Source organism: Rhodopseudomonas palustris (assembly GCF_003031265.1).
Lineage (GTDB): Bacteria > Pseudomonadota > Alphaproteobacteria > Rhizobiales > Xanthobacteraceae > Rhodopseudomonas > Rhodopseudomonas palustris_H.
Map to the genome: position 1 here is coordinate 1,304,309 of NZ_CP019966.1, position 14,205 is coordinate 1,318,513.

At 66.7% G+C, this 14,205-nt stretch carries 13 protein-coding genes; 3 read left to right on the top strand and 10 right to left on the bottom strand.

The features are described from left to right. Positions 1 to 2: 2 nt before the first annotated feature. The 4 genes from RPPS3_RS06085 to groES all read right to left on the bottom strand — a co-directional run bounded on the left by RPPS3_RS06085 (position 3) and on the right by groES (position 5,008). A complete protein-coding gene (locus tag RPPS3_RS06085) occupies positions 3 to 1,508 on the bottom strand; it encodes a phytoene desaturase family protein (protein WP_107343291.1) in 1,506 nt (501 codons plus the stop codon). A 112-nt stretch (positions 1,509 to 1,620) separates the two neighbouring features. Further along, a complete protein-coding gene (locus RPPS3_RS06090; protein WP_107343292.1) occupies positions 1,621 to 2,814 on the bottom strand; it encodes a hypothetical protein in 1,194 nt (397 codons plus the stop codon). Positions 2,815 to 3,028: 214 nt separating this feature from the next. Beyond that, positions 3,029 to 4,672, bottom strand: a complete 1,644-nt coding sequence (gene groL, locus RPPS3_RS06095) for a chaperonin GroEL (RefSeq protein ID WP_107343293.1) — start codon at positions 4,670 to 4,672, stop codon at positions 3,029 to 3,031. Positions 4,673 to 4,711: 39 nt separating this feature from the next. After that, complete coding sequence (gene groES, locus RPPS3_RS06100; RefSeq protein ID WP_107343294.1) at positions 4,712 to 5,008, bottom strand: co-chaperone GroES; 297 nt, start codon at positions 5,006 to 5,008, stop codon at positions 4,712 to 4,714. Positions 5,009 to 5,305: 297 nt separating this feature from the next. On the opposite strand from groES, the gene RPPS3_RS06105 reads away from it, so the two are divergent. Then, complete coding sequence (locus tag RPPS3_RS06105; protein WP_107343295.1) at positions 5,306 to 5,821, top strand: hypothetical protein; 516 nt, start codon at positions 5,306 to 5,308, stop codon at positions 5,819 to 5,821. A gap of 41 nt (positions 5,822 to 5,862) precedes the next feature. After that, positions 5,863 to 7,071, top strand: coding sequence for an MFS transporter (locus RPPS3_RS06110; RefSeq protein ID WP_107343296.1), 1,209 nt, complete (start codon positions 5,863 to 5,865; stop codon positions 7,069 to 7,071). Between the two features lie 15 nt (positions 7,072 to 7,086). Here the strand turns inward: RPPS3_RS06110 and RPPS3_RS06115 are convergent, their stop codons facing one another. Further along, positions 7,087 to 7,878: a protein phosphatase CheZ gene (locus RPPS3_RS06115; protein WP_107343297.1), complete on the bottom strand. Its 792-nt coding sequence runs from the start codon at positions 7,876 to 7,878 to the stop codon at positions 7,087 to 7,089. A gap of 300 nt (positions 7,879 to 8,178) precedes the next feature. Here RPPS3_RS06115 and RPPS3_RS06120 point away from each other — a divergent pair, with 300 nt between their 5' ends. Then, positions 8,179 to 8,967, top strand: coding sequence for a L,D-transpeptidase (locus RPPS3_RS06120; protein WP_107343298.1), 789 nt, complete (start codon positions 8,179 to 8,181; stop codon positions 8,965 to 8,967). A gap of 84 nt (positions 8,968 to 9,051) precedes the next feature. Here RPPS3_RS06120 and RPPS3_RS06125 read toward each other — a convergent pair whose 3' ends face one another. The 5 genes from RPPS3_RS06125 to RPPS3_RS06145 form a co-directional block, all read right to left on the bottom strand. Next, on the bottom strand, positions 9,052 to 9,909 hold the full coding sequence (locus RPPS3_RS06125; protein WP_107346466.1) for a DUF2076 domain-containing protein: 858 nt from the start codon (positions 9,907 to 9,909) through the stop codon (positions 9,052 to 9,054). A 116-nt stretch (positions 9,910 to 10,025) separates the two neighbouring features. After that, positions 10,026 to 10,919 carry a ChbG/HpnK family deacetylase gene (locus RPPS3_RS06130; protein ID WP_107343299.1) on the bottom strand — a complete coding sequence of 298 codons (894 nt, stop codon included), beginning with the start codon at positions 10,917 to 10,919 and terminating at the stop codon, positions 10,026 to 10,028. Then, on the bottom strand, positions 10,916 to 11,959 hold the full coding sequence (locus tag RPPS3_RS06135; protein WP_107343300.1) for a glycosyltransferase family 2 protein: 1,044 nt from the start codon (positions 11,957 to 11,959) through the stop codon (positions 10,916 to 10,918). Before RPPS3_RS06135 ends, RPPS3_RS06130 begins: the two co-directional genes overlap by 4 nt. Before the next feature lie 92 nt (positions 11,960 to 12,051). After that, positions 12,052 to 13,029, bottom strand: coding sequence for an ATP phosphoribosyltransferase (hisG, locus tag RPPS3_RS06140; protein WP_107343301.1), 978 nt, complete (start codon positions 13,027 to 13,029; stop codon positions 12,052 to 12,054). Next, positions 13,026 to 14,174: an ATP phosphoribosyltransferase regulatory subunit gene (locus tag RPPS3_RS06145; RefSeq protein ID WP_107343302.1), complete on the bottom strand. Its 1,149-nt coding sequence runs from the start codon at positions 14,172 to 14,174 to the stop codon at positions 13,026 to 13,028. The genes hisG and RPPS3_RS06145 overlap by 4 nt, the downstream gene beginning before the upstream one ends. Between the last annotated feature and the right edge of the window lie 31 nt (positions 14,175 to 14,205).

The following is a 14,205-nucleotide window of genomic DNA, read 5'->3' on the forward strand; positions in this document are numbered from 1 at the left end:
CGCTATTTCTGATCCTGCAGGATCAGCTCGGCGCAACCTTCCGCCGCCTGCACCACGCCGCTGTAGCCGCCGATGCCCGCATAGGCCGACGACAGATACAGACCGGGCAGGGCTGTGCGCGGCGTGCGGTAAGGCGCATCCGAATTCGGCAGCAGCGGCGCAAAGCCATAGACCGCACCCTGCGGCGCGCCGAGATATTGCTGCACCGAAAACGCGGTGTTGAACGCCGCCGCTGTTACTGCGCCAGCCAGGCCCGGATAGCTGCGATCGAGATGGGTGAGCAGCGCCTGCTGCCAGCGGGCGCGCTTGGCTCGATAGGTGTCTTGATCGAGGCTATCCCAGTTCGACACCCGGTCCGGCCCGACCACCGACAGCACGTAAGGCGGCGACGGCACGCCGGAGTCGATCGCGGTGTAGTCGGCGATCGCCAGCGGCGGCATCCGCGCACCCGGCTCGTCCGCCATCAGGGTCTTGGCATCGGCATAGGACGCCAGCGTCGTCATCCAGTCCGGCAGCAGCTGTGTGGCGTAGCTGCTGAAGCCGAATTCGCGCGGCGGCTTGGACAGGCCGAGCGTCAGCGCGAATAGCGACAGCGACGGCGTCCGATCGGCGTAGCTGTCGGTCAGCAGCTTCGCCTGCTCGGCCGGAAGCAGGCTTGCCAGTGTCGAAGGCGCTGCATTGCCGATCACCGTCGAGGCTTCGACGATCTGCGGATCGCCGCCGTCGCGGGCAATATGGGTGACCTGATGCGGCCCGCCGTGATCGCCCATCACTACGCGGGAGACGACGCGGCGGAGCAGCACCTCGCCGCCGGCCTTGCGCACCGCGCGGGCCAGCGCGCTCGACAGCCGCTGCGAGCCGCCCTGGATGAAGCGCGCACCGCTGAGCAGGAAGCTGCCCTGCACCATCGCGAACAGCACCCACCACAGCGCGGCAGGATCATCGTGAACGTAAGAGAGATTCCCGGCGACCGCGCACTTCACCGCTTCGTCGTCGCCGAACAGCGCCTGCAGCTTGTCGCCGAGCGAGGCGTGCCAATCGGGATACTCCGGCGCCAGCGCCAGCACCGCGTCGAGGCCGCCATCGCCGAGCGTTCCGGCGAGGCGCTCGAGCTCGCCGAGCCATTGCGCGATCCCGGCGCTGGCGTGGGGGAAGCGCTTGTTCAGCGCGTCGCGCGCGGCGGCGAATTCGTCCGGGAGCGTGAAGGGTTCGCCGACCGGACCGCCGCGCATCTGATACAGCGCCCCGGCGGGTATCCACTGCACCGCGTCGAGCGCGCCGGCGCGGCTCAAGGCGCGGTGTTTCGGATCGCGGACGTGCTGCGGATTGCCGGTGATATGCAGCGAGCCTTCGACGAACAGTTCGCCGACCTTGTAGCTCGAGGCCGCGCCGCCGACCGAGTTACCGCGCTCGATCACCAGCACCTTGCGGCCTTCGCGGGCCAGGATCGCGCCCGCAGTCAGGCCGCCGAGCCCGGCGCCAATTACCACTGCATCAAAGCGCGTCATTCAGCCGATCATCCTGCCATCCAAGGGAAGCGCTTCATTGCCGCATTGCAGCGGCATGTCAAATCGCGGTTCCATGATCTGGCGACGGCCGATCCTGGGCGCTTGCGGCGCGCTATTGCCAGGTCGAGCTTTCGGAATCCCAGCGCTGGCCCTTGAGCTCTTTGGCGAGGGCTGCGACGGCGCCGCCATCGGGGCGCGGTTCGCCTTCTTCTTCGCCGGGGGCGTCGTCGTTGAGGCCGAGCCGCGGCGGCGCATTCTCGTCGACCGTAGTATCGCTGGCATTGCCGAGCCACAGCATCAGCTTGTCGGTGCCGCCCGGCTTATCCGCGCTGACCAGTGCCTCCACCGTGATCACCTCGGTGAGCTGCAGCGCCGGGAAGGTCTCGCTCGGCCGCTTGAAGGTCATCTTCAGCTTGCCGCTTGCGTCATCCCACACCGCCGAGGCGAGCTTGGCCTCCAGCGTCTGCGACAGGATGGCGGTGACGGTATTGGCGATCTTCTCGCGATTGAGCTTGCCACCGTCGCGCCAGCCCGCGGCCGGGAACAGGATTGTGCGGTCCATGTCGACGATGCCGTTGGTCCAGCCGGCCGCGGCGACGCCGGGGAACGCCTTGGCCTTGGCGATCACCGCGGCGGCGCGCTCCGGATCAACCGTGAGGTTGACCACCAGCTTGCCGGCGCGCAGCGCATCGCAGCCGATGCTGAGGCTCGACAGCGACACTTCGACATTCTCGGTCTTCAGCGTCTTCAGGAAATCCGAAGCGCCTTCGAGCGCGACGCGGACCCCGACGGCTTCCGGCGACACCGCGGTGAAGTCCTTCGGCGCCTGCGCGATGCTGTCGTCGACCGACTGGTTCTCCTGGAATTCCTTTTCGCTGAGATCGGCATTGTCGGTCGAGGTAATCTCGTGCGTGGCGGTTCCGATTCCGATCACGCCTTTGAAGTCGAACGTCTCGCCATTGGGCCGCTGCTGCAGGCTGACCGACACCGGCGCCTTGCCGCCGAGCGTCTGCGTCGTCCCGGTCAGGGCCTGACCGTTCGGGGTCAGGGTGACGACGAAGCGATCGCGGCGGTCCGAGGTCTTCGACGGCGAATAGCAGACGTCGAGCTCGGCCGAAGTGACGGTCTTGCCCTGACGCTTCTCCTTCAGGATGACGTCGGCGCCGTCCATGAAGCCGTCGATGGCAGTGAAATAGCGCGTCTCGTTGGCCGGCGGCGCTGCCGATTTCGTGGCGGACTTGCTCTGAGCCAGGGCGACATCGGTCGCCGGCAGCAGCGCCAGCAGGCTGAACAGGAATGCGCGCATCACGTGAACCTCGCGAGAATCAGGCTGCATCGAACCTAAAGCTTTTTGGGAGCCGAGTGGACAACGGTTCGCCGGGACACAACGCGTCAGAACCGGAAATGCTCTAGTCGATTCGAATTGCATCCGAACCAAGGCGCGCGAGCTGCGGCGCCAAAAAACAAGGCCGCCCGGAGGCGGCCTTGCGTGATCGATCTTCAGTGCGACAGGCGCGGGCTTAGAAGCCCATGCCGCCCATACCGCCCATGCCACCGCCGGCCGGCATTGCCGGGGCGTCGGCCTTCGGCAGCTCGGCGACCATCGCTTCGGTGGTGACCAGCAGCGAGGCGACCGACGAGGCGTCCTGCAGCGCGGTGCGCACGACCTTGGCCGGATCGACGATGCCCTTGGCGAGCATGTCGACATAGTCCTCGCTCTGGGCGTCGAAACCGAAGGTCTCGGACTTGTTCTCGAGGATCTTGCCGACCACGATCGAGCCTTCGACGCCGGCGTTCTCGGAGATCTGGCGGATCGGAGCTTCCAGCGCCTTCAACACGATGTTGATGCCGGCCTGAACGTCGGCATTGTCGTTGTTGATGCGGCCGACGGCCTTCTTGGCGCGCAGCAGGGCGACGCCGCCGCCCGGCACGATGCCTTCCTGAACCGCAGCGCGGGTCGCGTTCAGCGCGTCCTCGACACGGTCCTTCTTCTCCTTGACCTCGACCTCGGTCGCGCCGCCGACGCGGATCACCGCGACGCCGCCCGCGAGCTTGGCCAGACGCTCCTGCAGCTTCTCACGGTCGTAGTCCGAGGAGGTCTCCTCGATCTGCGCCTTGATCTGCGAAACGCGGGCCTCGATCTCCGGCTTCTTGCCGGCGCCGCCGACGATCGTGGTGTTCTCCTTGTCGATCACCACCTTCTTGGCGCGGCCGAGCATCTTCAGCGTCACGGTCTCGAGCTTGATGCCGAGGTCTTCCGAGATCAGCTGACCGCCGGTCAGGATCGCGATGTCTTCCAGCATCGCCTTGCGGCGATCGCCGAAGCCCGGCGCCTTCACGGCCGAAACCTTGAGGCCGCCGCGCAGGCGGTTGACCACCAGGGTCGCCAGCGCTTCGCCTTCGACGTCCTCGGCGATGATCAGCAGCGGCTTGCCCGACTGCACCACCGCTTCGAGCACCGGCAGCATCGACTGCAGGCCCGAGAGCTTCTTCTCGTGCAGCAGGATGTAGGCGTCGTCGAGTTCGACGGTCATCTTCTCGGCGTTGGTCACGAAGTACGGCGACAGATAGCCGCGGTCGAACTTCATGCCTTCGACGATGTCGACTTCGGTCTCGAGCGACTTGTTCTCTTCGACCGTGATGACGCCCTCGTTGCCGACCTTCTGCATCGCCTGGGCGATCATCTTGCCGATCGGCGCGTCGCCGTTGGCCGAGATGGTGCCGACCTGAGCGATTTCAGCCGAGGAGGCGACCGGCTTGGCGCGCTTCTGGATGTCCTTGACCACGGCCGCGACCGCGATCTCGATGCCGCGCTTCAGGTCCATCGGGTTCATGCCGGCCGCAACGGCCTTGGCGCCTTCACGGACGATCGCCTGGGCCAGCACGGTGGCGGTGGTGGTGCCGTCGCCGGCGAGGTCGTTGGTCTTCGAGGCCACCTCGCGCACCATCTGCGCGCCCATGTTCTCGAACTTGTCCTCGAGCTCCACTTCCTTGGCGACGGTGACGCCGTCCTTGGTGATGCGCGGGGCACCGAAGCTCTTCTCGATCAGCACGTTCCGGCCCTTCGGACCGAGCGTGACCTTCACCGCGTTGGCGAGCACGTCCACGCCGCGCAGCATGCGGTCGCGGGCCTCACCGGAAAACTTGACGTCCTTGGCTGCCATTCATTCGCTCCTGATGTCTCGATGCTGTCGCGATGCGGCTTAGCCGACCACGCCCATGATGTCCGACTCCTTCATGATCAGGAGTTCTTCGCCGTCCAGCTTGATCTCGGTGCCCGACCACTTGCCGAACAGCACGCGGTCGCCGACCTTGACGTCGATCGGGGTCAGCTTGCCGGTCTCGTCGCGGCCGCCCGGGCCGACGGCGATCACCTGACCTTCCTGCGGCTTCTCCTTGGCGGAGTCCGGGATGATGATGCCGCCCTTGGTCTTGGTCTCGGCATCGATCCGCTTCACGACGACGCGGTCATGGAGAGGACGAAAATTGAATTTAGCCATGGGCTATCCTGTGTGTTGCTGGAGGGGCTTTGGCGTTCGAGTGCCGGTTTGTGATCGCGGCTCGTATTCGTGTCCGCGTGTTGGCAGTCGTACTGCAAGAGTGCTAATTGTGCGCCCGGAAATATGGCCTGCTGCTGTTCCTGTCAAGCTGACGGGCTTAAGGGCTTGGTGATGCCGGTGTAAGATGCTCCGTCCGCCGGACGGGACACTGTTCATCGGCGCGACCGCATTGCCTGCTGCGGCATTTTGCGGTTGTGTGGGGTCGGGGCGAACGGGGCGTTTGCTCGGGGAGAAATCATGGTCAATTCACGCAACGCACGCGCGTCGCTCAATCTGGGCATGGCGTCGCTGATGGCGCTGGGGCTCGGCGCGTGCGGCAGCATCGGTGGCTTCAGCCTTGGCGGTTCGCAGCCGGCTGCAGTGCAGGAGCCGGCGGCGCCGCCGGAACTGCCCGCCACCATCCGCTCGGAAGAAATCGTCGGCCGCTGGGGCCTCGCGTCGTATCTCAATCCGTCCGACCGGGCTCGCACCGAAAAGGCCGCGGTCGCGCAATGCAAGAATCCTTACGTGATCGGTGCCGGTCCGACCGGCGGCGTGATCATGCATCTGGCCGACCAGGCCACCCCGCAGGAGCTGCGGCTGAAGGGTTCGCAAAGCGGCAAGAACTATATCGGGCCAGCCGGTCCGATCGGCGAGCAGGACCGCGAGATCGTGTCGTTCGACGGCCGCGTGATGATCACCCGCTTCGTCGACAAGGACGCCGCCACCCGCTACGGCAACATGGTCTATGTCCGCTGCGCCCCGCGCGCCTGACCTCTGCCAAATATCCAGGGCCGATCTGATTCCATGACCCGATGAGCGGACTGCGCAGACTGGTGTCCGGACCGGAGCGCGCGGTCGGCGTTTTGGCGGTCACCCAGATTCTGTGCTGGGGCATGCTGATCTATCCGCCGGTCTTGACCATGCCGCATCTCGCCGCGGCGCATGGCTGGTCGCTGGCCTTCGGGATGTCCGGGTTTTCGCTGGCCCTGGTGATCTCCGGCATCCTGTCGCCGGTCATTGGCGGTCTGATCGACCGCCACGGCGGCAACGTGGTGATGGCGCCGGGAGCATTGGTCGGCGCGCTCGGCATGGTGCTGATCGCCGGCATCGACCTGTGGCCGGTGTATTTCGTCGGCTGGGCGCTGCTCGGTGTCGCGATGGCCTCGACGCTGTACGATCCGGCGTTCGCCACGCTGGCGCGGCTGTTCGGCACCACGGCCCGGCGGCAGATCACCTTCGTCACCTTCGCGGGCGGCTTCGCTTCCACCGTCGGCTGGCCGGCGACCCATCTGCTGCTCGACGCCGTCGGCTGGCGCGGCACCTATTTCGCCTTCGCGGCGGTGCTGGCCTGCGTGGTCGCGCCGCTGCATGGCTTGGTGCTGCCGCGCAAGGCCGCGCCGTCGGTCGTTGCGCCCAGCCCGAACCCGCATCTGATGCCTGCGGAGCCGCTGCGCCCGGAGGGACGCCCGTTCGTACTGATCGCGACCGCCTTCGCGATATACGCCTTGATGCTGTCCGGGGTGACGTCGAACCTGCTGGCGATGTTTCAGCGCGGTGGCCTTGATGCCGGCACCGTGGTGACGCTCGGCGCGCTGTTCGGCCCGTCGCAGGTGGCGGCCCGGCTGGCGGACTTCCTGCTCGCCGGCCGGACGCATCCGCTCTGGATTGCGCGCGGGGCGGTGACGCTGATGGCCTGTTCGTTCGCGATGCTGGCGTTTGCCGGCCCATCAGTGTTGGTCGCCGGCGTGTTCTGTGTGGCGTTCGGCGCCGCCAATGGCGTGATGACGATCGCGCGGGGCAGCCTGCCGCTGTTGATGTTCGGAGCGCAGGGTTATGGCCGGGTGATCGGCCGGATCGCGCGGCCTGCGCTGTTCGTGCAGGCGTCGGCGCCGTTCATCGTAGCGGCGGCGGTGGAGCGGTTTTCCGACGCCACCGTCGTCGAGGTCGGGATGGTGTGCGCCCTGGCGACGCTGGGATGTTTCCTGGCGCTGCAGCCGCCACGCGCCGCCGAGCGGCGCTGAGGCGGCAGCCGGCGATCAGTTGAACATCGCGTCGATGTCGTCCTGCGAGGCGTGGCCATCTTCGCCGAGCGCGCGCGGGCCGTTGAGCAGCTTGGCGTCGTCGTCGCGGTTGTCGACCACTGCAGGCGCGTGCGACTTGATCTCGTCGACGCCGCCCCAGATCTCCATCATCTGCACGATGTGATGCTCGATGAACTTCATCGTGTTCATCACCTTGCTGATGCGCTGGCCGGTGAGATCCTGGAAGTTGCAGGCCTCGAAGATCGAGATCACCCGCTCCTGGATTTCTTCGCTGAGCGCCTGCTGCTGATCGGCCGAGTTGACCTTGCCGAGCGCGGTGGCGGCCTGATCGATCGCTTCCGCAGCTTCGAGGATCTGCTGCGTGGCTTCCTCGGTGCCGCCGACGACCGCGCCGAGTTCACCGTTGACCTTGGCCATCTCCTCGCCGCTGAAGCTCTTGGAGTGCAGCACGGCGATTTCGCGCTTGGTCTGATCGATCGCGTTGTGGATCAGATCGAGTTCGATCTTCAGCTTCTCGCACTGCTCGACTTGAGCCTTGTAGCTCGCCAGCAGTGCTTTGGTCTCGGCGGCTTCCGCCGCGAGCGAAGCGTCGATTTCTTTGTTGGTACCTGACTCGCCGGTGGCGGGCGCAGGATGGACGCCATTGACGATCTGGGCTCGGATCGCGCGTAGCTCCGCCATCAGGTCGCGATTAGTCGGACCCGCTTCGAATTCGATCGGTGCGAGCATCGGCGCTGCGCCGAGCGTAAGTTCTTCAATGCGGAAACGCTTGCGTTGGAAGGACATCGGTCGGTTGATCCCAGTTCAAGGCACCGGCTTGTCGTAGCGGCATCTGTTTAACGGTGCGTTGCGGATCGGAACCTGCATTTTCGCTAAGTAATAGGACGAGCGAACGCACTGTTAACCATGGCGCAGCGGCATTCATCGAAAATAAACGCTGATCTCAGGAATGGGCGTTCCAGAGCGTCATGGTGAATCCGTTTGCCGCCCGCGTTTACCAAACCGATCCGGTTTTGGTTTCTGATCCGTTGCGTTCACCGCCGCAAATTTCGGCGAGTCCACGACGAAACGGTGCAGAGTACGTCGATGTTCAACAAAACTACCCTCGCGTTGCTGACCAGCGTGTCCTGTCTCGCCGCTGGCTATCATCCCGCCGTCGCTTACGAATTTTCATCGAGCCCGGAGCCGACGGTGGTCTATGCCGAGCCGCAGCCCGCCCCTCCGGCGCGGGTGCGCACCGCCTATGCCGACCGCCCGAATCTCGGCGGTGGCTTCATCGAATTCCTGTTCAGCGATGGCGCTCCGCCGCCGTCCTCGCGGTATTATCAGCGTGAGCCGGCCTATGAACAACGCCGAGAGTACATCGCGCCGACCGCTCCGCAGCTGATGCAGGAGCAGGAAGCGGCGATCGAGCCGGCCCGTCCCGAGTTCGATCCGCGCTACGAAAAGCAACTTGTTGATTACCATGGCGGCGAAAAAGCCGGCACGATCGTGATCGATACCCCGAACAAGTTCCTCTACCTGGTGCAGGGCGAGGGCAAGGCGCTGCGCTACGGCGTCGGCGTCGGCCGTCCCGGATTCACCTGGTCGGGCGTGAAGACGATCACCGCCAAGCGCGAATGGCCGGCGTGGACCCCGCCGAAGGAAATGCTGGCGCGCCGCCCCGATCTGCCGCGTCATATGGAAGGCGGCCCGGCCAATCCGCTCGGCGCACGGGCGATGTATCTCGGCTCCTCCCTGTACCGCATCCATGGCTCCAACGAGCCGTGGACGATCGGCACCAACGTCTCCTCCGGCTGCATCCGCATGCGCAACGAGGACGTCATCGACCTGTATGGCCGCGTCGGCGTTGGCACCAAGGTGGTGGTGATCTGATCGGTCGATGCCAAGACTGAGCCTGCTCACGACAACGGCCGCCCGAGTGGGCGGCCGTTGCACGTCGGCGGGTGCTGGAGAGCTTTAAGCGAAGTCGCTGTCGCCGCCGCCGTCGAAATCGTCGGAGTCCATGTCCATGTCGTCGCGGTCGTAGCCGGCGTCGGCGACCTGGTCGTAATCGTTGTTGTTCTGATCCGTCATGCCGTAGCGCGAGCTATCGTCGACGCCGCCGCGCTGTGAGCCGATGTCACCAAGCCCGGCCTGCTGTGCGAGGTTGCCGCCTGAGGAGTCGCTGCCGCCCCATGGGCTCTGCAGGCCGCTGCCAAGGCCGCCCTGGTCGGCGAGGCTCTGGTGCGAGCCGCCGCCCATCATGCCGCGGATGCTGGAGAGCAGCAGCGAGCCACCGACCACGCCTGCTGCAGCCGCCGCTGCGGTGCCGAGGAACGAGCCGCCGCCGCCACCTCCGCCGCCGAACGGCGAGGCGCCCTGGCCGCCGAACTGGCCGCCATACTGGCCCTGCGGCTGACCATAAGGTGCCTGCTGCGGCTGTCCGTAAGGCGGCGCGGCAGATTGCTGGCCGAGCACCTGCCCGGTGTTCCAGGCCGGACGGCTACCCGCGCCGGGCGGCGGGACGTTCGGCACCGAGCCGCGCTGCGGCGCTTGGCCTTGGCCAAAAATCGCGTCGCGCATCGAATCGAGAAAGCCGCCGCGTTCCTGCGACTGCGGGCCGTGATCGGACTCCAGTTCCTGGATGCGTTCGTGCGCCCGCTTCAGCGCCTCGTCCTGGACCAGCACGGTCTGCACCAGCCCGTAGATCGCGTTCGGCGCGATCCGCAGCCCTTGCGAAATTGCAGCGGCGGCGTCCGGGTCGCGTGGGGTGGCTTCCAGGCGGGCGAGCCGTTCGAACAGATCGTCGACAAGCTGGCGTTCCTGCGGCGTCATGATGATCTCCCTGAGCATCGCTCGAACCTGCGCCGCGGCGCTCGCCGGCGGCGATCGCAGGCGCGGGTGTCGTCAAATCTAAGGAACCTTGAGGCGGCCGTAAGTCCGGCCCTGGATTAAATTTCTGTATGCGACAAAACGGCCTGACCCGGCGCCTGGGGCGGCATCGCAGCGAGGCTGACGTTGTGTTTTGCAAGTAGTTCCGGGAAGCGGTCGCCACCGAGATACGCGTATTCGCGCGCGCGCTGATCGGTGAACGGATCGAGGCTGATCAGGATGTCGTCGACCTCGCCCGGATGGCACATCACCAGGCCGCCATCGGGCAGGCCATCGAGGAACGAGCCCATCAGCATGTCGAAGTCGGTCTCGCGCAGGAAGTCGTAAGCGCCGGCGAAACCTGAATTGAATGCGATGCCGAAGCGCGCCGCGCGGCTGCGGAACGGTGCGCTGAGGGCGTCGAGCAGCAGCGGCTTGGGATTGCCGAGCCGCCGCGCCAGCGGCACGCTGCGGCCGCATTGCCGGACCCAGGCATGCGGCGCCAGCGTCTTCACCACGCCGAGGAATGCGTCGCGCACCTGCGGAAACAGCTGCACGTGTTGATGGCCGTCGATGTAGTCCGGCGGACGGCCGAACCGGTCGGTGAAGGCTTCGATCTGGGCGCTGAGTTCGGTGGCGATCACCGCGCTGTCGTGGCGGCGCAGCAGCGTGCCGCGCAGCTTGCGCCCGAGCGGCAGAAACTGGCCGCCATGCAGCGGGTGATAATGCATCGTCAGCGGTGCGAACGGCGCCGTCAGGGTCGCGTGCAGCCCGATCGCCGCATGCGGATTAGCGGCGGCGGCGTTGAGCAACTCGGCCGCATCGTCGCGTCCGATGGCCGGGCCAACCATCATCACCGAGGTGGCGTTGATGCGGCTGCGTTCGATCAGATCGCGGATCGCGCGATTAACCCCGGGGCTGATGCCGTAATCGTCGGCGACCAGCCAGATCCGGCGCTGGCCAGCTTCGCTCATTCTGCGGCGGACCGCTTGGCCGGATCGCCGGCATCGGTGTCGGCGCGCTTCACGCTATGCTCGGCCACGAAGTAGATCGGCCGCGCCTTCATCTCCGACAGGATCTTGCCGATGTATTCGCCGACGATGCCGATCATCAGCAGCTGCACGCCGCCGATCGTCATCATCCCGACGATGATCGACGGATAGCCGGGCACCGACTTGCCGTCGATCCAGGTCTCCCACAGGATCGACAGACCGAACAGGAACGCGCTGATCGCCAGCACCACGCCGAGCAGGCTGGCGATCCGCAGCGGCGCCACCGAGAACGACGTCAGTCCTTCGATCGACAATCCGATCAGCCGCGCGGTCGAGAACGTCGAAAAGCCGTGCGAACGCGGCTCCGGCTCGTAATCGACCCGCTTCTGACGGAAGCCGATCCAGCTCGCGAGGCCCTTGAAGAAGCGGTTGCGTTCGGGAAGCTGCCGCAGCGCCTGGGCGGCGCGCGGCGACAGCAGGCGGAAATCGCCGGCGTCTTCCGGGATCTTCTGCCGTGCGCCCCAATTGATCAGCGCATAAAAGCCGCGCACCGCGGTGCGGCGCAGCGCCGGCTCATTGTCGCGATGCGCCTTGGCCGTATAGACGACGTCGAAGCCGTCTTCGATCCAATGCCCCACCAGCGTCTCGACCAGTTCCGGGGCGTGCTGGCCGTCGCCGTCCATGAACAGCACGGCACCGCGGCTGGCGTGGTCGAGCCCCGCCATCAGCGCGGCTTCCTTGCCGAAATTGCGCGACAGCGACACCACCTGCACGTCGAGCATGGTGGCCGGCAGATTGCGGGCGATGCTCAGCGTCGCGTCCGAGCTGCCGTCGTCGACATACACCACTTCGCAGGCGAGGCCGTAGCGCTGGCGCAGCGTTGCGGCCAGCGTGATCAGCCGGCCGTGCAGCGCCTGCAGGCCGCCGGCTTCGTTGAAGGCCGGCACCACGATGGACAGGCCCAGCGCCGCGGCGCTACCCGCTTCGGTGGACAGACCCGAGACGTCACTCCCAAGCATCATCGATCGACTTCCGGCTTGCACGCGGCCTTGTTTGTCTCGTGACTATATGGTGGTTCCACCCGCCGGCGCCACCGGCGCCGGTCTGCTCGGCGTTATTGCGGCAGGAACGCCGCAAGCTTGCTGAACAGCGGGTTTTCCTTGTCGAACACGTAGTCCAGCGCGGCCACCGACACGGTGTCTGCGCCATGCTGCCGCAGGAAGCTGCCGAGCGCATAGATCTGCGCGGGCGGACAGTGCAGCGTCAGCATCCCCGACGAGGTCGGCCCGCCGAACGGCGACACCACGCCGAACCGGCTGTGCGCCTCGGCGAGCAGCGCGTCGTTGCAGCCTTTGAACCGGGTGCGGACTTCCTTGTACTTGCCGGCGCGGGCCCGCGAGGCGATGTGATCGAGGATCACGCGCGCGGTTTCGCGCGCAGTGTCCGACCAGTCGGCTTCGCGTGAGGCGACGAGGTTGGCCTGGCTGCGCAGCATCACGCCGTCGTCGAGCACCTTGAGTCCGTTGGCGGCCAGCGTCGCGCCGGTGGTGGTGATGTCAACGATCATCTCGGCGGTGCCGACCGCGGGAGCGCCTTCGGTCGCGCCGGCGCTCTCGACGATCCGGTAGTCGACGACGTTGTGTTGGGCGAAGAAGCCGCGCGTCAGGTTGATGTACTTGGTCGCGACCCGCATCCGCCGGTTGTGCTGGGCGCGGAAGCCGGTGGTGACGTCGTCGAGATCGGCCATGGTGCGGACGTCGATCCACGCCTGCGGCACAGCCACCACGACGTTGGCATAGCCGAAGCCGAGCCCGTCGATCAGCAGCACGCGCTTGTCGGCACCAGTGATGCTTTCGCGCACCAGATCCTCGCCGGTGACGCCGAAATGCACCGAGCCGCGGGCGAGGTTGGCGGCGATCTCGCTCGCCGACAGATACGCGACCTCGACATTGTCGAGGCCGGCGATCGTGCCGCGATAGTCGCGGGCGCCGCCGGGCTTGCTCAGCGTCAGCCCGGCACGGGCGAAGAACGCTTCGGCGTTTTCCTGCAGGCGGCCCTTGGACGGGACCGCGAGAACGAACGGCGCGCTCATGCGGCACCTCCGGCGCTGGTCTGTTTCATCGCCTCGATCCAGATCGAGAAGCCGACCGCGGGGATCGGCGAGGCTGCGCCGAGCTGGCTCATCAGCCCGTCATAGCGGCCGCCGGCGACCAGCGGCTCGTCGCCATTGCCGGCATGGTGCAGCTCGAATTCGAAGCCGGTGTAGTAATCGACGCCGCGGCCGAATGCGGTGGAGAACCGCACCTTCGACAGGTCGATGCCGCGGCCGGCCATGAAGCCGATCCGTGCTTCGAACTGATCGATCGCTGCGTCGATCGACAGCTTGGCGTCGGCGGCGAGTGCGCGCAGCGCCTTCAGCGCGTCGTTCGGTGCGCCGGCGATCGCCAGGAAGCGCTTGATCTTGTCGAGCGCGTCGCGCGGCAGCGCGCCGCTCTTCAGCGTCGATTGCTCGAGGAAGCGGTCGGCGATCTCCGCCACCGAGCGGCCGCCGAGCGTGGTGGCGCCGGCGATCGACATCAGGTCGGTGACCAGCGCCAGCGCCGCCTTGCGGTCGGAGCCGGCGAGCGCGGCGAGCACGCCTTCGTATTCGTTGCTGGTCGAGGGCGCGAGCGTCAGCCGCTCCAGGTCCTGCGCCAGGCTGGCCTTGCGATGAAAATCTTTCATCAGCCGGCGCCGCCACACCGGCATCAGGTCGAGCGCATCGATCAGCGCGGCGAACAGCGCGACGTCGCCGGTGCGGACTTCGACCGCGCTGACCCCGAGCGCGGTGGTGGCGCCGAACACCAGCGCCAGCATCTCGGCATCGGCCGCGGCGCGATCCTGGCGGCCGAACGACTCGATCCCGGCCTGCAGGAATTCACTCGGCTTGCCGCCACGCTGCCGGAACACCGGGCCAAGATAGCAGAACCCCTCCGGCTGGCCCGCGGCCTTGGAGGCGAGGTAGTCGCGTGCCACCGGGATCGTCAGGTCCGGGCGCAGGCACAGTTCCTCGCCGGTGGCGTCGGTGGTCAGGTACAGGCTTTTGCGGATGTCCTCGCCCGACAGGTCAAGGAACGGTTCGGCGGGCTGCAGGATCGGCGGCGTGGCCTGGGCATAGCCGGCCTCCGCGAAGGATTGCAGCAGCGCCTCCGCCCACGCGGCGGATCCGGTCGCGCGAGTGGCGGCGGTCTTTGTCATGATCGGTCAGTCCTGCGGTCCCGGGCAGGGA